Below are 19080 nucleotides of genomic sequence, written 5' to 3' on the forward strand. Positions count from 1 at the left end.
GAAACAATGTTGTTCCAGGAGGGTAGATTATCCCCAAATCAAAAACAATTTACCCTGCTCGCCAGTGACACCAAGGAGCAACCCCATGATCCCCCCTCTTGTTGACCGCGGCCCCGGCCGCCCCGCCCTCGGCCAGACACTCGGCCAGACCCTGGGCGCTCTGGCTGCCTTCGCCGCTGGCCTGCTGCTGGCGCTGATGATCGCCCAGAACGGCGCCCTGGCCCGCGCCACCGACCCCTGGCTCGGGAGCTGGCTGGCCCACGGGGTCGGCAGCCTGGTCGCCGCGCTCCTGTGGTGGCTCTCCCCAAGGCCCCCGACGCCGGAGGCGGCCCCGCTTTGGGCCTGGCTCGGCGGCCTGCCGGGGGCGCTCACCGTGGTGCTGGCGGCCCTGTGCCTCAACTCATCCCTCGGTATGGCGGGCACCCTGGCCCTGCTGCTGCTCGGCCAGCTGCTGTTTGGTGCCCTGTGCGATGGCCTCGGCTGGCTCGGGCTGGCCCGCCGCCGCCCCTAGGGAAAGGACGCGCTCGCCGCTCTGCTGGTGCTGGCCGGCGCCCTGCTTATCGTGCTGCATTAGGAGAGACACCATGACCTTATTGATCCTGCTGGGACTGCTGAACGGCGTGGCGGTGAGCCTGTCGCGCACCCTCAATGGCCGCCTCGCCAGCGCCCGGGGCGCCATGACGGCGTCCCTCGCCAACCACCTGCTCGGCTTCGGGCTGCTCGGCGCCCTGCTCATCCTCAAGGGGGCCCCCTGGGAGCGGCTCGCCGGGCTCGATCCCTGGCTGCTGCTCGGCGGCGTGCTGGGGGCGCTGTTCGTCGCCATCAGCAGTTGGGCCATCGGCCGGATCGGCGCCCTGGCCTGCGCCCTGCTCATCGTCACGGGCCAGCTAGCGGGGGGCGCCCTGCTCGATGCCCTGGCCGGACGGCTGGCCGCGAGCGATCTGCTCGGTATCCTGCTGGTGCTGGCGGGGGCTGCGCTGCGACGCTGGCAGGCCGGCAAGCCACGCTCCTGAGGATGGGCGGTGCTGTGATGGTGCGGATAAACCAGCAGGGATGACAAGATCGCCGCCTTGCCTGGACGAAAAGGCCGCATACCAGCCGGATCAGGGCCCTGGCGGAAGGGAAAAAGGCGAAAGAAAGGGAGGAGGAAGGCAAAGGAAGACAAAGGAAGAGAGGCCGCCTGTGAACCAGGCCCGGCCCAAAACGCAGAACACCGACGCAAGGCCGGTGTTCTGAATTAACAAGGTCGCGCCCCTGCAGGGGGCATCGCGGCCATACGCAGCTTAGGCGTAGAAGGCTTCTACGGTGCCCTTGACGGTGATCAGCATGGCATTGCCGTAGCGATCCTTGGCCTTGGGGGAGGGGATCTTCACCCAACCTTCGCTGATGCAGTACTCCTCGACATTGGTGCGTTCCTTGCCATTCACGCGAATGCCGATCTCATGCTGGAAGCACTCCGCCACATGGTGCGGGCTGCGCGGGTTGGCCGCCAGACGGTCGGGCAGTGCAGGTTTGTTGTCGCTCATGGTCATTACCTGTTGTGGATGCAAAGTGCGCCATTGTAGACAATGGCCCCGCCGGGCTCAAGGCAGCGTCGGCGCAGTCTTGAGAATCTGTGATGAGGTCTCTCAGGAGGCGCGCCAGGCCTTGATCCTGCCATAGGCGGTGCCAGCCAGAGTGACAAGAAACATGACGACATAGCTCCAGAGCGGCGGGTCGAAATAGAGATCCTCCGGCAAGCTGCAAAGATAGAGGAAGGCAACCGCCAGAAGTGGTGTCAACAGAAGCTGGATAAGTGTTCTTATCATGGGGCGATTCACTTATTGGATTCGAAATATGGAGGAGCAGGTGCTTGTCGCGAGCCTTTCGCTGCGTTAATCAGCCATGCCAGTTGGTGTAATTCAACAATGGGTCTTCTTCTTCCGGCACTCTATTTTGTCACGTGCGTGCTATTTTGCGATTCCGGCCTGACGAGGAGTTGCCTTGTCACTCCGGTAGTTGAGATAACCATGCGACAAACCATTCAGCAGGCATGGAGGCAGACGTGTGATTCAGTGCAACGTGGATATCCCAGTTCGTTTCTACCTCCGCGAGGATGGGCATCACGGCATCAATCTCTGCGGGGGCATCGACATCAGCGTATCTGTTCCAGAAAGCCTCACACCAGTGAGCAATGGACTCATGATGGTGAGGTGCACTTTCTGGATTGGTGCCCCACGTTAAAACCTGTTTTACATTGTCTGGCGTAAATGCCAGCTGTATTTCATCGAGCATATTGCTTTACCTGCAACATCAGGTGTGTTGACGATGGTTGATATGCCCAGTGACACAACCCTGTGTAGGGCATGTATTTGCACCAAGACATTCGTCGCTCTTCTTGGGGCGCAAGTCGTTTGCGCAATGCAGAAAAATAAGGGTTAACACAGTACGTTAGTTCGCGCAGTGGTCCTGCCGCTGCGCCTGTAGAGACTGGTTGTGCATGCAGACGAAAACGGGATGGCTCTCTTTTCTCACATAGCCCCAGACCCGGATACCACGCTCCAGCATGGTAAATTTGACACCGGCCTGGCTCGCAATATGAATCGCTTCATCCGTGAAATCTTCAATGTCCGGTGCCAGCAATGCCCCTCTGGAGTGAGCCTGGTATACCAGGACGTCCAGGAACTCCATGGCCCAGAAGTTGCCCCAATATTGGGCCAGTTCTGGTGTATAGCTCTTACCATCTTCTGGAAATGTGGAACCATCCAGATCCCTTCGCCGGTATTGGAAGAACCTGTTGCTCTGATGCAGCAACGCAAAAAGACGATTCCATTTGGAATTGTTCGAAACAGACGTCATGCCTGCCTTGATAACATACTCTTTGACTGGCTCTCTATGTCGAATGTCCATCATTACCCTCCAGATCGAATGATACCTTGCCAGGGAAATCTACGCCGCCGTGTCGTGACAAGACCCACTAAAACCAGATATTGGTTTGATAAACGACAGGTGTTGTAGATCACCTGTCAAGCGCCATTTTTATAACGCGGTCAAGCAGTTCTTCGTCCTCATGCAGCTCGCGGTACGCGGTGAAAGAGAGGTTGCCTTCATTGTACTGTTTTTCAAAGAATATTTTTAAGCGCCATTCGTCTGGGTCTGGCTTGTTGAAATCAAAGTCTATTCCACCGACAGAAGCAGTTCGGTATATATCGACACCAACACCATGAGTACGATAGACCCAATTAGTCTCTGGTATGGTCATTCTTCCCCTATGCTTTGGCTCCAATATTTCCTCTGCGGAGGCCAGATGAAAAACACGCACAAGCAACTCTTCAGCCCACTTCCTTTGTGCATACCATAGCGGAATAAGGTTTTTTATTTTTTCCAGATGATCCATTTTTCCTTCTCAGATTCTATGTTATGGCGTGTTATATCCAGCGGCGGCAACCTATCTCGCGGTCGACATGCATAACAGAAAATTGTTCTGCGGCAGATTCTGTGTTTGGGATTTGGCTGCAATATTGCCCGACCTGTTGGCAAGATGGGGTGTTCAATCCAGACCAGTGAAGGCTATGAACGTCTTGAATGACAGGCCGACAAGACAGGAGTGATCATGGGAACAACCGCTCATAAAGCTCTTGTTCAAATGGCATGCCAAACGGGCTGGCAGTCACCAGATTCTTGCTGTAGCCATGTTTGTTTCCCTGTGCAATAAACCCCAGTGGCGTACCCTTGACCAACAGGGCGACGGAATGACCGTCAGGCGCCCAACGCAGCTCAATATCGCTTTCGAGGGGTGCATCACCTTCACTACCAGGAACAACAAACTTGAGGATTGCCGGCGGTGCGATGTTGCCGCAGTACTCATTCAGATGTTCAGGGGATGGTACCGTATTGAGCAGCCAACAGTCCGCTGCAGGGTAATCAGACCCAGAGTCTGTCATGTAGAGCCAGACCGAAGTCCCTTCATCAGCAAGAATGGCCGCCTTATGGGAAACAGGATGTCTTTCGGATAAAAAAAGGGGTTTCATTTTTGATGAGCCTCAGATTGAGAGCATGATCGCACCATCAGATACCAGGTCCGTACCGGGATATCCGAATATGCCTGATGGAAATATATTCATGGCGAGGGATTTATACACGGCCTGGATTGCGGTGCAAACATGAACATCAACCAGGAAAATTCATATAGCGCCAGTTCACAGCGATATATTTGTTTTTTTCAAGCATATTGACTGATTTTTAGAGTCTACCAAATTGATAAAAATGAATCGCTGCATGATCCACCTGTTATCAAAAAATTGAAAAGCATCATGGTTAAAGCATGTCTTGTCATTGACTTTCTGTTCTTTTTGGAACCAGAGCAAATATCAATGTTGCAACCGGGCCTAGCAGCAATGAAATAAAAAACCAGGCTAAACCGCTACGATTCTTCCCTTGGGCGAGGACAGCATTGATTAGCATCAATGTCCCCCACCCAACAAAAAACTGCTTGCCGGTTTCAAGGTAGTCTGGGTTCAAAAGATGCTCCTTTTCTTTTATCTGCTGAGGTCCGAGTTCAGGCGCCGTTATGAGAAGCCCGACAGGAATGGGTGACCGCTGACACCTAATAGTTTTCCAGCTCATATGCCAGGGCTGCCGATAACGCTTGTGCCGTCATGGTCACAGCGGCGTCCTGTGGGGTGGGGAATATTGCGACCGGAACGCCCAGTCTGGACATTTCAGGCAACCACTCGCCCATCAGGTCGTCCAGGCCAATGATCTCAGGTTTCGCCGTTGACCAAGGACCTGTAGCACATGCGCTGGCGTATTCAGGGTGAGGCCAGATGGCAAACGCTGGCTTGCCACAACCATCAATATCGCCAGACACCCAGCCGTCAGATGCACGCAATCTCCAGACAGACTCCTGGTCTGCGACGCGTTTGATGAAATGCATGACACGCTCTGTCGACGGAAGAGCAAGGACGTTTTGCATTTCCTTTTCAGTGAGTCGGTAGCTCATATTTTCTCAATGGTTAATATAGAACCCGTGGCTGTTTTCAAGTGCTGGTTTTTGGTGAGTGGTGTGCTGCATGGTTTGCCAACAACTGGCTGCTACAGAGGCATCTCAATGTTGGCAAGCGCCATTTGCTTTTTTGGATCCCAGTTTAATGAAATCAATTTTTTATCCCCCCACCATGCGCAATTTTTTGTTTCAACCCATTGATGACGGATCTTGGCAAGATGCTCAGGTGTGGAGTGTTGATCATAATCAAAACCTGACTCGGCACCACAACATTCGCAAATCTCAAAGGTGGTGCAATTTAACTCATTCAACACTGTTATATCTGTAAAGCCACAGATTGGGCATCCTTCACTTTTCAAGATTACCTCAATAGTGATTGGCCGGAAAGGCGGTAATAATAAAAAGATGGTCTCATCATCAAAGGAGAACCATTTCTGGTCAAAGGCTGGTGAACTGATTATCCTGCCTGTTTCAGACCGTCCCTGGTCTCAATACATGCATCTGTTTATAAATATCAAGACCGTTTCATGAACCCCGAATAGCTTTCAATGACATCAACCAATTGGGTGATGGTGGCATCATCGACAGTGAAATTATGATTCGTATCAAAATAAGAGATCTGAATATTCTCACTGAGAGGGTAGTGATCTTCTATACCCAGACCACCATATTCATCATGAACACCCTGGATAATCAACATGGGAGTTTGGAGATTGGCCAGATGCTGATAACGTTCTGGCTCATCCTGCGAATCAGGATGTTTGAAAGGGTAGCCCAGGCAAATTATTTTCTTGAGACCCAGTTCATCGGCGATCAATGATGACACCCGTCCACCTGAAGAGCGTGCAAGCACGATGACACGTTCAGCGATACCCTGGCTGCTGATTGTCTTCTTGAGAAAATCACAACGAGATAACACAGCGTTGTCTTTCCTGTGATACAGATAGGAAAAATACGATGGGTGCAAGATACCATAGAGTACCTGTGCCGCCCGAAGATGTAATCGTTCCAGGCGTTTTGGAAGAAGACGGAGCCGTTTTACCCATTTTCTGAATGAAAAAATGAAGCTGGCCGCTGGATCCTCCCAACGAATGTCGACATTGTTTTTTCTCAATCTGGTCAGCAGGGCCTGGTTCAATGCTTCATCTCTTTGCCAATCGTCGCGGCCGACTAAAAGCAGAATTGGAGTCTTGGTCACATTCAGATCTCGATACGATGGAAAAGTCCCGGTTATGTTGCCGGATTATTGGTCGATATCGAAGCCCTTGCAGTGGTTGAACCTGCATTGAGCGCCATCTTTTTCGAGTCTGGCGCCACAATCCCGGCAAGGCTACCGCCCCTGAGTTCCAGCCCCCAGTCTGCTGCCTGTCATCTGCGAGATAGCAACAATCGCTTTCATGGTCTTCTCCCGAGAGATGGATTGTCGTTTGGCTATCATAAGGGCTCTGATCGGGGCATGGGAAGAGGGGAGTGAGAAAAATCCTATTAGCTTCAATGCATTAGTGAGAAATGACTGTTTTAAGCGGGCTGCTGGGTGAGCAGATGTACGAAAAGCCCCTTCGCTCCTGCCGTCCCCCGTCGAGCGAGGCGACAACGATGCCGTGATCGGCAACAAGCAGGAAAGCGAAAGGGCGTCGGTCTGGCGGGGTGATGCAGCGATTGCAGCAGTATCCCTATGGGAGGTGGAGACGAAAATCAAAAACGTAGGCATCCATCTTTTGTGCTCTGGCTATCCAGCGCCTTGCTCAGCAAGGTGGGTGTCCGATATTTTGGTATTTTGGTATTTTGGTATTTTGGTATTTTGGTATTTTGGTATTTTGGTATTTTGGTACTTTGGGCTGTGGGCACATGCTCCCGGCCTCACCTGTTTGCCAGTATGCTAATTGGCGTTACCCTGTCGTTTGCTGGCCCTTGTAAAGCGCCTAGTCATATAAGTACCCCAAACTAACAAAGTTTGAATTGAGCCAATAAAGACAAGAGCCTTTATTTTTGACCAAGCTATTCAAGAGCGATGTGAAACTGTATGCGATTATGGGGGAATCACTCGTTGCATGGAGGTCCCAGAAGCTATCGTAACAGTAGCCAAATTGAGAATCCCCGAGATTTATGCTTATTGCTTGTTCAGGGCCATTTCTTGCGATGATATAGAAATCATTGGAAATATCATCTTTGGGTATGTCTTGCTCATATCCTTCAGGCAGTATAGATGGATTCGCAGGGATTAATTCTGCTGGTGTCGAGATTTTGAAACAATAGTCACTTGCCTCAAAAAGAATGACACCACCGCAGAGTGAATAAAATTCTTTTAAATCATCTGGAATATCCATGTCAGGAATGCCTGAAGGTGGCAATACCTTGCAGTTTTCCATCTCACCAATCCGTTGGATTAACTCTCTCATTCTCTGGTTTCCTAAACTATCTCAGTGCTTAACGTTTGGTTAAGGGGCCGGCTTTAGCCGGTTCCTAGGAGTAAAGCGAGAGATTTGAACCATTTGTTAGGGCCATGCTGCTGTTAATTTTTGTGCGCTAAGGAACCAATTTCTTTTTTAAATTTATAGCACGTGGCTTCAAAAGCTTCCTGAGCAATGACAAAGTCTTTTGCGCGTAATTTGCTTTTCTCTGGGTCGCATAAGAACTTTGCAATTTTGCTGCGGGATAGGTCAACTTCTTGATAGTTTTCTTCTAGCTCTGGGAAGTGAACCCAGATAAGCATCTTTAGTTTTTGGGCTTCACCAGGTGCCATGAGATCACATTTATTGGTCAGCTCTAATACTTGGTTGTAACTTAGCTTTCCTGAGTAGCAGCGTAAATGATGCAGATAAATGTTGGAAAAATTGACTTCCCATTTTTCAAATAGAAGATAGGTTTCTTCTATTTTTAGAATTCGCTGCTCGGCATATTTCTGCTTTGCTTGCGTTTCAGAATTGGATTTTGATAGCTTTAAATTGAAAAGATTTGTGATGACGACTGCAAGTAGTGTCGATACAGCAGTTATAAGGCCGCTAATTATGATTGTGATGTCTTTTATTTCGATGCCTGTCAAAGTTATGTCCTAGGCTCTAAAGTTTGGTTGAGGGGCGTACAAAAGCGAAGCTTTGGATGTCCCGAGTGGGCGAAGCGAACGATTTAAACCACTAGTTAGGTGATTGCAGACCTCTCTACCCAAGGGAAATTATATCTGTGGCTTTCGTGAACAAAGTATTTTTTGCCACATCTCAAATGTTGAGCTAAAAAACGTAGGTTGGTGCTGAACGAAGTGAAGCCCAAAGTTGACCGTGAATATATCTGAATATCTGTTTTATGGATCTGCCAAATCCATATTTATCCCGCCCAGGTTGGCGCAATAATGCTCATCTGTTGGACTTCGCTATGCTCTGCGCCAACCTACAAAAACCACGCTACCGCCCCTGGGTTTCAGCCCCACTCCGCTGCTTTCACCTGCGAGATATCAGCAATCACTCCCATGGTGTCCTCCCGAGAGGTTGATTGTCGTTTGGCTATCTTAAGGGCCCTGATCGAGGCATGGGAAGGGGTGGTTGATAGAAATCTGAGCTGGTTCAATCAATTAGTGAGCAACTGCTGTTTTAAGTGGGCTGTTGGGTGAGCAGAAATGCGAAAACTCCCCTCACCCCAGCCCTCTCCCAGGGGGAGAGGGTGCATATCTGCGGTTTAGGCAGAAGCTGAGGGCCGGCACGGTTTTGATCCCCCTCTTATTCGCTGAGGCGAGCCCTCTTGTCCAGGCCGCGAGGCAGGATGCCGAGCGAGCGGCGCTGGGGCATGGGCAAAATCGGAAAGGGCGAGCACAGCTCGACCCGATTTGGCGCGAGAACACGGATGTTCGAAACGGACTTTGGCCGAAGCCATGGATGGCGAAGACCAAAGGCCCATCGGCGCGTGCCGTTGGACAAGAGGATGAGCCGAAGGTACCCGACGTCAGTCGGGCGAACAAACGGGGGTGACTTTTCTTTGGCCACGCAAAGAAAAGTCACTCGCCCAGGCCCGAAGGGCGGGCGAAACCCCATCGAGGACGGAGTCCTCGCATCCTGCGTGGCAAAGCCACGCCATCAGGGGCATCCGCAGGATTGGGAGTTCGGATTAACTCCGCCCGGATCGCGAGCGTCCGAATACGCTTCGCTATTCGAACCTACGGGCACCCATCAAATCGTTAACCTTCGGGGAACCCTGACTCCCCTCACCCTAGCCCTCTCCCAAGAGGAGAGGGGACAAAGACGTCGGGAGCGGCAGCAAGCAGGAAAGAGAAAGGGAGCCGGTCAGGCTCCCTTTGATGCGTTGATAGGGTGATACAACGATGCCGCTATGCGTAAGGCGGATACGCAGCCTGACCATTCACGGCCAATGGCATTTGGCCAAAGCCACTCCTTATCGATTGGTCGCGGCCTTCATCCCCTCCACAAACTCTTTCAGACGAGTGAGCATATGTTCCGGATTCTGGTGGTGGGTCTCGATGATCTTCACCACGGCGGAGCCGGAGATGGCACCGGCGGCGCCGGCCTTGATGGCTTCACGCACCTGAGCCGGTTCGCTGATGCCAAAGCCGAGCAGGGCGGGGGGGGCGTTGAACTCGCGCAAGGTGTTGATGAGGCCATCCACCGGCATGCCGGCCTTGGTCTCGGCGCCGGTGACGCCTGCGCGGCTCACCAGATAGGTGTAACCAGAGCCAAGCTCGGCAACTGCCTTGAGCGTCTCGGAGTCACCGTTGGGCGGGGCGATAAAGATGCTGTCGATGCCGAACTTGTCGGCGGCCGCCTTGTAGGGGGCGCACATCTGCACCGGCACGTCCGCCACCAGCACCGAATCCACGCCAGCCTGCTGGCACTTCTCGTAGAAGCCGTCGATGTGGCGCACATAGACGAGGTTCGCGTAGACCAGCAGGCCAATGGGGAGCTGCGGGTACTTGGCGCGGATGCGGGCAAGCAGGCCGAAGCAGTCGTCCGGGGTGGTGTGGCTGGCAAAGGCCCGCAGGGCGGCACCCTGAATGGTGGGGCCGTCCGCCACCGGATCGGAGAAGGGAATGCCGAGCTCCAGGGCGTCGGCGCCCCCTTCGACCAGGGCATCGACGATGGCCAGGGACAATTCGGGGGTGGGGTCACCCAGCATCACGAACGGCACGAAGGCGCCCTGATTGGCCTTGTCCAGACGGGAGAAGAGTTGTGCGTAGCGATTCATGACAAGGTTCCTTCTTTCTCGAAAATGTCGGCAACGGTGAAGATATCTTTGTCGCCACGGCCGGAGAGGTTGACGATGAGCACCTGCTCTTTTTCCGGTTCACTGCGGGCCATCTTGAGGGCGTGGGCCAGGGCGTGGGAGGACTCCAGCGCCGGTATGATGCCTTCTGATTTGGCCAGCTCCTGGAAGGCGTCCAGCGCCTCCTTGTCTGTGACAGAGACATACTCGGCGCGGCCGATGGAGGCCAGGTGGGCGTGCTGGGGGCCGACGGAGGGGAAGTCGAGTCCCGCCGAGACGGAGTAGGACTCCTGAATCTGTCCCTGCTTGTCCTGCATCAGGTAGGAGTGCATGCCAAAGAAGACCCCCTTGCTGCCGTGACCGAGCGGTGCACCGTGCTCGCCGCTCTCGATGCCGTGACCACCGGGCTCGACCCCGATAAGGCGCACCGACGGCTCATCGATGAAGTCGGCAAACATGCCGATGGCATTGGAGCCGCCGCCGACGCAGGCGATCACGGCGTCGGGCAAGCGCTCTTCCTTCTCGAAGCACTGGGCCTTGGCTTCTTCCCCGATCATCTTCTGGAACTCCCGCACTATGGTGGGGAAGGGGTGGGGGCCGGCGGCGGTGCCGAGCAGGTAGTGGGCGCTGTCGTAGTTGGCAGCCCAGTCACGCAGCGCCTCGTTGCAGGCATCTTTGAGGGTGGATGAGCCCGAGTGCACCGGAATGACGGTGGCGCCCATCAGCTTCATACGAAACACGTTCGGCTTCTGGCGCTCGCAATCCTTGGCACCCATGTAGACCCGGCACTTGAGGCCGAGCAGGGCGCAGGCCAGCGCCGTCGCCACGCCGTGTTGACCGGCGCCGGTCTCGGCGATGATCTCGCTCTTGCCCATGCGTTTGGCGAGCAGGGCCTGACCCAGCACCTGGTTGGTCTTGTGGGCGCCGCCGTGCAGCAGGTCTTCACGCTTGAGGTAAAGCCGGGTCTTGGTTCCCTTGGTCAGATTGCGGGTGAGGGTCAAGGGCGTCGGGCGCCCGGCATACTCGGTCAAGAGTTCCCCAAACTCGGCAACGAAGGCCGGGTCATCCTTGGCATCGACGAAGGCCTTCTCCAGCTGGAGCAGGGCGGGGATGAGGATCTGGGGCACATACATACCACCAAATTCACCGAAAAACGGATTGAGCAGGGTCATACATTATTCCTTGTGCTTATAGGCAAACGCAGTTCATTAATTTGGTACATGTCACTAGAGGGTTCGCAGACCGGCAAAGGCCGCCGCCAGCTTGTGCGCATCCTTCTGGCCCGGGGCACTCTCCACCCCGGAGTTGAAATCGAGGCCCACACAGCCCACTTGGGCGGCCTGCAGGGCGTTGTCGGGATTGAGCCCCCCCGCCAGCATCAGCCTGGCTTTATCGAGATTGGCCAGCAGGGCCCAGTCGAACGCCTGGCCGGTGCCGCCGCTCTGGCTGCCCACTTTCGTATCCAGCAGCAGGCGATCCACCTGGTAGTCGAGGGCAGGCAGCGGCTCGCCGCTTGTGATGCCGACCGCCTTCCAGATCTGGCAGTTGGCTGGCAGCAGGGGGCGCAGCGCCTCGATATAGGCGGCGTCTTCATCCCCGTGCAGTTGCACGGCTGCGAGGTTCAGGGCCTCGACCGTCTTGGCTATGGTCTGGGGCTGGGCATTGCGAAATACCCCTACGTAACAGAGCGGCGCGCCCGCCATCACGGCGCGGGCGGCGGGAATGTCCACGTAGCGCGGACTCTTGGCGACAAAGATGAGGCCACCGAACACGGCACCCGCCTGATGGGCTGCTGCGGCATCTTCGGGGCGAGTCAGGCCGCACACCTTGTTCTGACCCAGCACCAGCTTGCGCACCGCGGCCTCCAGATCTGGCTCGCTCATCAGGGAGGAGCCCACCAGGAAGCCCTTGGCATGGGCGCGCAGCTCCGCCACCTGGGCGCGGTGGTTGATGCCGGACTCGCTGATGACCACCCGATCGGCGGGGATCTCGGCCGCCAGCTGTTTGGTGCGGGCGAGATCCACGCTCAAATCCCGCAGATCCCGGTTATTGATGCCAATCACGGGGGCACCGAGGGCGATGGCGCGATCCCGCTCCTCTGCATTGCTCACCTCGGTGAGCACCCCTAGACCTAACTCTTTGGCCACCTTGAACAGGGCGCGATAGCCCTCGTCGGTGAGCACGGAGAGCATCAGCAGGATGGCGTCTGCCTGATAGTGGCGGGCCAGATAGACCTGGTAGGGGTCAATCATGAAGTCCTTGCACAGCACCGGCTGCTTGACCCGGCCACGCACCCTGGGCAGGAAGGCAAAATCCCCCTGGAAGAACTGCTCGTCCGTCAGCACAGAGATGGCGGTGGCGTAGTTGCCATAGATGTCGGCGATGGCCTCCGGGCTGAAGTCGTCGCGGATTAAGCCCTTGGAGGGGGAGGCCTTCTTGCATTCGAGAATGAAGCGGGTGGAGCCTGCCCGCAGGTCGCCTTCGAAGTCCCGATCGCTTGGCACCAGGGCGCCCTGGAAGTTCTCCAGGGGCTGGGCCAGCTTGCGGGCAGCGACCCACTCCTGCTTGGCGGCCACGATTTTGCCGAGAATGGTCTGGTTGATGGAAGCCCGATTCAGGAAGGCATCGGGGGAGGAGAGGGGGTCGAGCATCTCGATATCCTTGCTAAGAGTGGTACTGCCTTGTTGGCTGCCGTGAGTACTGACTGACATCATGCCTCCTGATGGCTCAGGGTGGCGAGGGCCTGGGCAAGCATGCGGGTTTCACCGCTTGAAAGCTTGGCCAGCACCTGTGCGGCCGCCTGCTTGAAGTCCGGGGCCTTGCCCGCCATCACCAGGAGCGGTGCCACGTTGGCGGCGATGGCGGCGTTGTGGGCCGCTGTGCCTTCCCCTGCCAGGATGGCGTCCGTGATGGCGCGGTTCTCTTCCGGCTCCCCCCCTTGAATGGCGCTGACCGGGTAGGTCTCGAGGCCAAAGTCGGCCGGAGTGAGCAGGTATTCGCGAATTTCGCCGTCACGGATCTCGGCCACCTGGGTTGGACCGTGAATAGCCACTTCGTCCAGCCCGGCGCCGTGTACCACCATACCGGTTTTCAGCCCCAGTGCCAGCAGGGTTTCAGCGATGGGACGCACCAGCTCGGGGGCATAGACACCCATCAGCTGGTAGCTGGGGCGGGCGGGGTTGATAAGCGGTCCCAAAACGTTAAATAGCGTCCTGGTTTTCAAGGCCTGGCGCACCGGCATGGCGTGGCGCACCCCGGCGTGGTACTGGGGGGCGAACAGGAAGCAGATGCCGAGCTCGTCCAGACAGCGGCGGGCCTGCGCCGGGCTCATGTCGAGCTTGATCCCCATCTTGTCCAGCAGATCGCTCGAACCCGACTTGCTCGAGACGGAGCGGTTGCCGTGCTTGGCCACCTTGAGGCCGCAGGCGGCGGCCACCAGGGCCGAGGTGGTGGAGACATTGATGGTGTTGAGGCCATCGCCACCTGTGCCGACGATGTCGCAGAACGCATAGTCCGGGCGCGGGAAGTCGCGTGCTTCCGCCAAGAGGGCCTCGGCGGCGCCGGCGATCTCCTCCGGGGTCTCCCCCTTGATCTTGAGGGCGGTCAGGAGACTGGCGAGGACGATGGGATCCACTTCGCCACGGACCACCTGGCCGAAGGCGTCGCGGGCGGCGTCGCGGGTGAGAGACTGCCCCTGATAGAGGGTGTTGAGATGTTGATGCATGGGGTCTCCTTACCGCACGTGGCTTTCTGGACGGGTGATGTGGGCGAGCGCCTGGGTCAGCAGGCGGGCCCCTTCCGAGGTCATGATGGATTCCGGGTGGAACTGGAAGCCCAGCACCCGCTCGTCCCGTTGCTCTATGGCCATGGGCATGCCCTGATAGTGGGCAATCACCTGCAGCTCCTCCGGTACATAGGTCGCCACCAGGGAGTGGTAGCGGGCCACCGGCAGCGGGCTCGGCAGGCCCGCGAAGGCGCCGTGGCCGTTGTGCTCAATGAGGGATCGCTTGCCGTGGACGATTTCCCCGGCCGCCCCGACGGTGCCGCCGTAGGCTTCGCACAGGGCCTGATGACCGAGGCAGATGCCGAGGATGGGCACCCGGCCGCGGGCCAGCTTGATGAGATCGATGAGGCAACCGGCCTCGTGGGGAGCGCCCGGTCCCGGGGAGAGCACCAGCACGGCGTCACCGTCACAGGCTTCTATCTCCTGTATGATGCGGCTCGCCGGCAGGCTGTTGCGGTAGATGCGCACCGGATAGCCCAGGGTGCGGAACTGGTCGACGAGGTTGTAGGTAAAGGAGTCGAAGTTGTCGAGCAGGAAGATGTTAGTCATGGCTCACGTCCTTATGTTGCTCCTGCTGGGCGCTCAGGGCTTGCAGGGAGGTGCCATGGCTGGCGGCGATGGCGGCCAGCACGGCGGCCGCCTTGGCGCGGGTTTCATCCGCTTCGGCCTGGGGCTTGGAGTCATAGACCACGCCGGCACCAGCCTGGACATGGGCCAGGCCCGCTTTCACGAAGGCGGAGCGGATGACGATGCAGGTGTCCATCTCCCCCGCGCCGTTGAGGTAGCCGACGGCGCCGCCGTAGCTGCCACGGCGCTTGCCTTCCACCATGCGGATAAGCTCGCTGGCCCGCAGCTTGGGGGCGCCGGTCAGGGTGCCCATGTTCATGCAGGCCTGATAGGCGTGCAGGGCGTCAAGGTCGGCACGAAGGCGGCCCACCACTCGGGAGACCAGGTGCATCACGTGGCTGTAGCGATCCACTTTGAGCAGATCCTTGACGTAGCGGGTGCCGGGCTCGGAGATGCGGGCGATGTCATTGCGACCCAGATCCACCAGCATCAGGTGCTCGGCCACCTCTTTCTCGTCCTGGCGCAGTTCGAGCTCGATGCGACCGTCCAGATCCAGATTGATGCTGCCATCGGGGTTGAGGCCGCGGCGGCGGGTGCCAGCGATGGGGTACATCTCCACCTGGCGGCTGGCGGCGCAGAACTTGACCGCGCTCTCCGGGGAGGCGCCAAACAGGGTGAAGCCCTCATCCTGCACATAGAACATGTAGGGGCTGGGGTTGGTCTGCTTGAGGCGGCGATAGGCGGCCAGCGGGTCGGGGCAGGGCAGGGAGAAACTGCGGGACGGCACCACCTGGAAGATGTCCCCACGGCGGATAAAGCCCTTGAGCTTCTCCACCTCGGCGCAGAACTGCTTGTCGCTCTTGTCGATATGGAGGTTGCCAGTGAGCGGCTTGGCGCCCTGAGCCCCCGGTTGCGGCTGCTGGCAGGCCTGCTTGAAGGCCTCGAGGCGGGCGGTCAGCTGGGCGTAACGCTCATCGAGCTGGCTCTCGTCCTGCTCGCCGCCAAAGAGGCAGGCCAGCAGCGCCGTGCTCTGCTTGATGTGATCGATGGTGATCAGGGTCTCGGCCACATAGAAGCAGTAGTCGGGGCAGTCGTTGCTCCCTTCAGGCACCTCTGGCAACTCTTCAAAGGAGGCGATGAGGTCGTAGGCGAAGCTGCCGCCCATGAAGAGCGCCTCTTTGCCCTGCTGGCATTGCAGCTCCCGCTGCAGGGTGCGCAGCACGTCCAGCACGCTGCTGCCCTTGAGGCGGCTGTCTTCGTCAAGGGTGCGGTCGGAGGCCGGGAAGTCGAGTTGCAGCTCGTCCGCCACTCGGGTCTGGGTGATGACGGCGGGCAGGCGCTGCTCGAGCAGGCGCTGCAACTGGACGCCGTTGTTGGTGAGGGCACGGACCCGTACCGTGCGGCCACGGCATTCGATGCGCAGGCAGGCATCCACCAGCAGCAGGCTCTGGGTGCCGGCCTTGGAGTCGATCTCCACCGATTCCAGCAGCAGGTTGTTGGGGCTGTCCTGGCAGAGTCGGGTGTAGAGCGCCAGGGGATCTGTCACATAAGGGGCATTGAGCCTGATGGTATCGAATTCGCCCAGGGGTAACCGGGTCTTGTTGCCTGTCATAATGCCTTCCCTTGCATGTGTTGTGTGTAACCGATGGTCATGGCGTTTCTCTCGAATTGGGATGGGGGTTTCGTCACGTCAGCGAGTTCGCCATCGCCATGTCAGTGCACTTGTCTGAATTGTCGGTTTCATCACAGGTCCATTTGCCGGATAATAAAAAAGCCCGCTGGGGTCAGCGGGCTTTTTCTTTGTGTTCTTAATTTGCTGTCAGATTACAGGTACAGCAACGACCACACGCCCGCATGTCAGGGAGTGTGCCACCACCAGATGGTCAGGATGGAAGTCGTTTGCATGATAAAGTCCTGTAAAAAGATGTTTGCAATGAAGTGCCTACAGAAAACGATAAAGCCGCGGCCAAGTCAAGTCGCTTTTTTGCCTTCTTTTTCCCAAGCAGGCCCCCTGATGAGAGCGAAACAAGCCGATGAGATTCGATCTTCACTGTCATACCACTGCCTCGGATGGCGTGCTGAGCCCTGCCGATCTGGTGCGCCGCGCCGCCGAGAAAGGGGTGGAGGTGTTAGCGGTCACTGACCACGACACCCTTGACGGGCTTGATGAAGTCCGCCAGACGATCAACAGCGAGCAGTTGCCGCTGCGACTGGTGAGCGGGGTCGAGATCTCCACCGGGTGGGAGCACCACGAGATCCACATAGTGGCGCTCGGGGTGGATGAAAAAAATCCGCAGCTGGTCACCTTCCTGGCCGGTCAGCGGGCCCGCCGCGAGGCGCGCGCCCAGGAAATAGGGCGCCGTCTGGAGAAGTGCCTCATCCCTGGCACCTATGAAGAGGCCAAGCAGCTCGCCGGTGACGCCGCCGTGACCCGTGCCCATTTTGCCCGGGTGCTGGTGGCGCGCGGGGTGGTCGACAACATGCAAAAGGTATTCAAGAAGTACCTGAGCCGGGGCAACAAGGGCTATGTGCCCGCCGAGTGGCCCGAGATGGGGGAGGCCATCGCCGCCATTCATGCCGCGGGCGGACTGGCGGTGCTGGCCCACCCCAGCCGTTACGATCTCACCGCCAAGTGGATCAAGCGGCTGCTGGTGGCCTTCAAGGCGGCCGGTGGCGATGCCATGGAGGTCTCCCTGCCCCAGCAGAGCCCCCAGGAGCGGGCCAACCTCGGTCAGTGGGCCAGGGATCACGACCTCTACATCTCGGTGGGGTCCGATTTTCACTTTCCCTCCAACTGGACCGAGCTGGGCCGCCATCTGTGGCTGCCCAAGGAGGGTATGCCGCTCTGGTTAGGCCATCCCGATCACTTTGGGCTCAGCCAGGAGCAGCATGCCAGCCTGCTGGCCAGCCGCTGAGCACAATGGGCGGGCCAGCATCTTTGGTGCGGGCGAGTCTGTGCCAAACAGGGTAAGGTAGTGTCATGGGCCAAGGGGCCCGTGACCATGAAGCGGGCACCCGGTGTGCCCCTATCGCGAGAAGAGCATATGAGTCAGCATTTTTACGTACACCCGGACAATCCCCAGGTTCGCCTCATCGGTCAGGCGGTGCAGATCCTGCAAAACGGCGGCGTCATCGTCTATCCCACCGACTCCGGTTACGCCCTGGGCTGCCAGATGGGCAACAAGGATGCGCTTGAGCGCATCTGCCGCATCCGCCGCATCGAGCCGAACCACGACTTCACCCTGGTGTGCCGGGATCTCTCGGAGATCTCCACCTACGCCAAGGTGGACAACACCGCCTTCCGGCTGGTGAAGAACAACACCCCAGGGCCCTACACCTTCATCTTCAAGGCCACCAAGGAGGTGCCGCGCCGCCTCATGAACGAGAAGAAGAAGACCATTGGCATCCGGGTGCCCGCCAACAATATAGCGCTCGCATTGCTCGAGGCCCTCGGTGAGCCGCTGCTCTCCACCACCCTTATCCTGCCGGGCTCCGAGATGGCGGAGTTCGACCCGGAAGAGATCTTCGACAAGCTCGGCAAGCAGCTGGATCTGGTGGTCAACGGCGGCTATTTGGGTGAGCAACCCACTACTGTGGTGGACTTCTCCGACGACGAGCCCGTGCTGCGCCGTCGCGGTGCCGGGGATCCGACGCCGTTTGAGTGATACTGCCGAGCCCGTACCCGAGACGATGATCGCACCGGGTGCGATGGGGGAGGTGCTTCCCCCCCCGCCCATCGCGAAAGTGCTGGGGCAGCCCTACCATGAGCTGCCCCAGGATTTGTTTATTCCGCCCGATGCGCTCGAGGTGTTTCTCGACACCTTCGAGGGGCCGCTGGATCTGCTGCTCTACCTCATCCGGCGTCAGCAGCTCGACATCCTGAACCTGCCTATCCTGCAGATCACCGCCCAGTACATGGAGTACGTGGAGCTGATGCAGGGGCTCAATCTGGAGCTGGCGGCGGAATACCTGCTGATGGCGGCCTGGCTTGCGGAGATAAAATCCCGCCTGCTGCTGCCCAAGGCCCCGGAGCTGGAAGACGAGGATGAGGGGGAAGACCCTCGCGTCACCCTGATCCGCCGGCTGCAGGAGTACGAGCGCTTCAAGCTGGGCGCAGAGCGCGTCAACGCCTTGCCGAGGCTGGAGCGGGAGATCTTCATCGCCACCGCCCTGCCACCGGATTTTGGCGCCTTGAAGCCGCTGGCTCCCGATGTTTCGCTGGTTGAGCTCGCCCTTTACATGCAAAGTGTGGTAAAACGCGCGACTCATTTTGAACATCACCAGATCCGCCGCGAGCAGATCCCGACCCGGGTGCGCATGGCGGAGATCCTCGCCATGTTGTCTCTGGGCCAGACCCTGCGGCTGGAGCAGGTGCTGCGGGCCGAAGAGGGGCGCATGGGGGTGCTGGTGACCTTCCTGGCACTGCTGGAGCTGTGCAAGGAGCAGCTTATCTGGATCCTGCAGGCAGAACCGCTGGGGCCCATCCATTTTGCATTGGCTGAGCAGGGCGAGGAGGGCAACCGTGGCGCTGCCCACTGAA

At 57.7% G+C, this 19080-nt stretch carries 23 protein-coding genes; 5 read left to right on the forward strand and 18 right to left on the reverse strand.

Features of this window, described 5'->3' with window-relative positions:
• Nucleotides 1–85 precede the first annotated feature (85 nt).
• Nucleotides 86–511 carry a DMT family transporter gene (locus PG898_RS11680; RefSeq protein ID WP_270824171.1) on the forward strand — a complete coding sequence of 142 codons (426 nt, stop codon included), beginning with the start codon at nt 86–88 and terminating at the stop codon, nt 509–511.
• A 73-nt stretch (nt 512–584) separates the two neighbouring features.
• Nucleotides 585–1013: a DMT family transporter gene (locus PG898_RS11685; protein ID WP_270824170.1), complete on the forward strand. Its 429-nt coding sequence runs from the start codon at nt 585–587 to the stop codon at nt 1011–1013.
• A 270-nt stretch (nt 1014–1283) separates the two neighbouring features.
• On the opposite strand, the gene PG898_RS11690 is transcribed toward PG898_RS11685, so the two are convergent.
• From PG898_RS11690 to PG898_RS11775, 18 genes are all read right to left on the reverse strand, one after another.
• Complete coding sequence (locus tag PG898_RS11690; protein ID WP_005332143.1) at nt 1284–1526, reverse strand: DUF3297 family protein; 243 nt, start codon at nt 1524–1526, stop codon at nt 1284–1286.
• A 102-nt stretch (nt 1527–1628) separates the two neighbouring features.
• Complete coding sequence (locus PG898_RS11695; protein WP_095592360.1) at nt 1629–1808, reverse strand: hypothetical protein; 180 nt, start codon at nt 1806–1808, stop codon at nt 1629–1631.
• 178 nt (nt 1809–1986) lie between these two features.
• The gene (locus tag PG898_RS11700; RefSeq protein WP_270824169.1) at nt 1987–2274 is read right to left on the reverse strand and encodes a hypothetical protein; all 288 of its coding nucleotides are present in this window, start codon (nt 2272–2274) and stop codon (nt 1987–1989) included.
• A gap of 156 nt (nt 2275–2430) precedes the next feature.
• A complete protein-coding gene (locus PG898_RS11705) occupies nt 2431–2889 on the reverse strand; it encodes a DUF6678 family protein (RefSeq protein WP_270824168.1) in 459 nt (152 codons plus the stop codon).
• A 109-nt stretch (nt 2890–2998) separates the two neighbouring features.
• Entirely contained in the window at nt 2999–3376 is a 378-nt protein-coding gene (locus PG898_RS11710) for a DUF6896 domain-containing protein (RefSeq protein ID WP_270824167.1), read from the reverse strand.
• Nucleotides 3377–3590: 214 nt separating this feature from the next.
• Nucleotides 3591–4010, reverse strand: coding sequence for a hypothetical protein (locus tag PG898_RS11715; RefSeq protein ID WP_270824166.1), 420 nt, complete (start codon nt 4008–4010; stop codon nt 3591–3593).
• 301 nt (nt 4011–4311) lie between these two features.
• The gene (locus tag PG898_RS11720; protein ID WP_270824165.1) at nt 4312–4500 is read right to left on the reverse strand and encodes a hypothetical protein; all 189 of its coding nucleotides are present in this window, start codon (nt 4498–4500) and stop codon (nt 4312–4314) included.
• 85 nt (nt 4501–4585) lie between these two features.
• On the reverse strand, nt 4586–4981 hold the full coding sequence (locus tag PG898_RS11725) for a DUF2750 domain-containing protein (RefSeq protein WP_270824164.1): 396 nt from the start codon (nt 4979–4981) through the stop codon (nt 4586–4588).
• A gap of 92 nt (nt 4982–5073) precedes the next feature.
• A complete protein-coding gene (locus tag PG898_RS11730) occupies nt 5074–5343 on the reverse strand; it encodes a hypothetical protein (protein WP_270824163.1) in 270 nt (89 codons plus the stop codon).
• 155 nt (nt 5344–5498) lie between these two features.
• Complete coding sequence (locus PG898_RS11735; protein ID WP_270824162.1) at nt 5499–6182, reverse strand: alpha/beta family hydrolase; 684 nt, start codon at nt 6180–6182, stop codon at nt 5499–5501.
• Nucleotides 6183–6906: 724 nt separating this feature from the next.
• On the reverse strand, nt 6907–7383 hold the full coding sequence (locus PG898_RS11740; RefSeq protein WP_257685304.1) for an SMI1/KNR4 family protein: 477 nt from the start codon (nt 7381–7383) through the stop codon (nt 6907–6909).
• A gap of 113 nt (nt 7384–7496) precedes the next feature.
• Nucleotides 7497–8027 carry a hypothetical protein gene (locus PG898_RS11745; protein WP_270824161.1) on the reverse strand — a complete coding sequence of 177 codons (531 nt, stop codon included), beginning with the start codon at nt 8025–8027 and terminating at the stop codon, nt 7497–7499.
• Nucleotides 8028–9364: 1337 nt separating this feature from the next.
• Complete coding sequence (gene trpA, locus PG898_RS11750) at nt 9365–10171, reverse strand: tryptophan synthase subunit alpha (RefSeq protein WP_226172166.1); 807 nt, start codon at nt 10169–10171, stop codon at nt 9365–9367.
• Nucleotides 10168–11361: a tryptophan synthase subunit beta gene (gene trpB / locus PG898_RS11755; RefSeq protein ID WP_005323481.1), complete on the reverse strand. Its 1194-nt coding sequence runs from the start codon at nt 11359–11361 to the stop codon at nt 10168–10170. Before trpB ends, trpA begins: the two co-directional genes overlap by 4 nt.
• A gap of 54 nt (nt 11362–11415) precedes the next feature.
• Nucleotides 11416–12903, reverse strand: a complete 1488-nt coding sequence (gene trpCF, locus PG898_RS11760; protein WP_226172167.1) for a bifunctional indole-3-glycerol-phosphate synthase TrpC/phosphoribosylanthranilate isomerase TrpF — start codon at nt 12901–12903, stop codon at nt 11416–11418.
• Nucleotides 12900–13913, reverse strand: a complete 1014-nt coding sequence (gene trpD / locus PG898_RS11765; RefSeq protein WP_270824160.1) for an anthranilate phosphoribosyltransferase — start codon at nt 13911–13913, stop codon at nt 12900–12902. The genes trpCF and trpD overlap by 4 nt, the downstream gene beginning before the upstream one ends.
• A gap of 9 nt (nt 13914–13922) precedes the next feature.
• On the reverse strand, nt 13923–14522 hold the full coding sequence (locus tag PG898_RS11770) for an aminodeoxychorismate/anthranilate synthase component II (protein ID WP_270824159.1): 600 nt from the start codon (nt 14520–14522) through the stop codon (nt 13923–13925).
• Nucleotides 14515–16152: an anthranilate synthase component 1 gene (locus tag PG898_RS11775; RefSeq protein WP_270824158.1), complete on the reverse strand. Its 1638-nt coding sequence runs from the start codon at nt 16150–16152 to the stop codon at nt 14515–14517. The genes PG898_RS11770 and PG898_RS11775 overlap by 8 nt, the downstream gene beginning before the upstream one ends.
• 421 nt (nt 16153–16573) lie before the next feature.
• Between PG898_RS11775 and rnm the strand changes: the two genes are divergently transcribed.
• The 3 genes from rnm to PG898_RS11790 all read left to right on the forward strand — a co-directional run bounded on the left by rnm (nt 16574) and on the right by PG898_RS11790 (nt 19079).
• A complete protein-coding gene (gene rnm / locus PG898_RS11780) occupies nt 16574–17455 on the forward strand; it encodes an RNase RNM (protein ID WP_270824157.1) in 882 nt (293 codons plus the stop codon).
• 129 nt (nt 17456–17584) lie between these two features.
• A complete protein-coding gene (locus PG898_RS11785) occupies nt 17585–18205 on the forward strand; it encodes an L-threonylcarbamoyladenylate synthase (RefSeq protein ID WP_005323475.1) in 621 nt (206 codons plus the stop codon).
• Nucleotides 18198–19079, forward strand: a complete 882-nt coding sequence (locus PG898_RS11790) for a segregation and condensation protein A (RefSeq protein ID WP_420885092.1) — start codon at nt 18198–18200, stop codon at nt 19077–19079. The genes PG898_RS11785 and PG898_RS11790 overlap by 8 nt, the downstream gene beginning before the upstream one ends.
• The last annotated feature ends 1 nt before the right edge of the window (nt 19080 follow it).

The organism is Aeromonas sp. QDB31 (assembly GCF_027707605.1).
In the GTDB taxonomy this organism is placed as follows: domain Bacteria; phylum Pseudomonadota; class Gammaproteobacteria; order Enterobacterales; family Aeromonadaceae; genus Aeromonas; species Aeromonas media.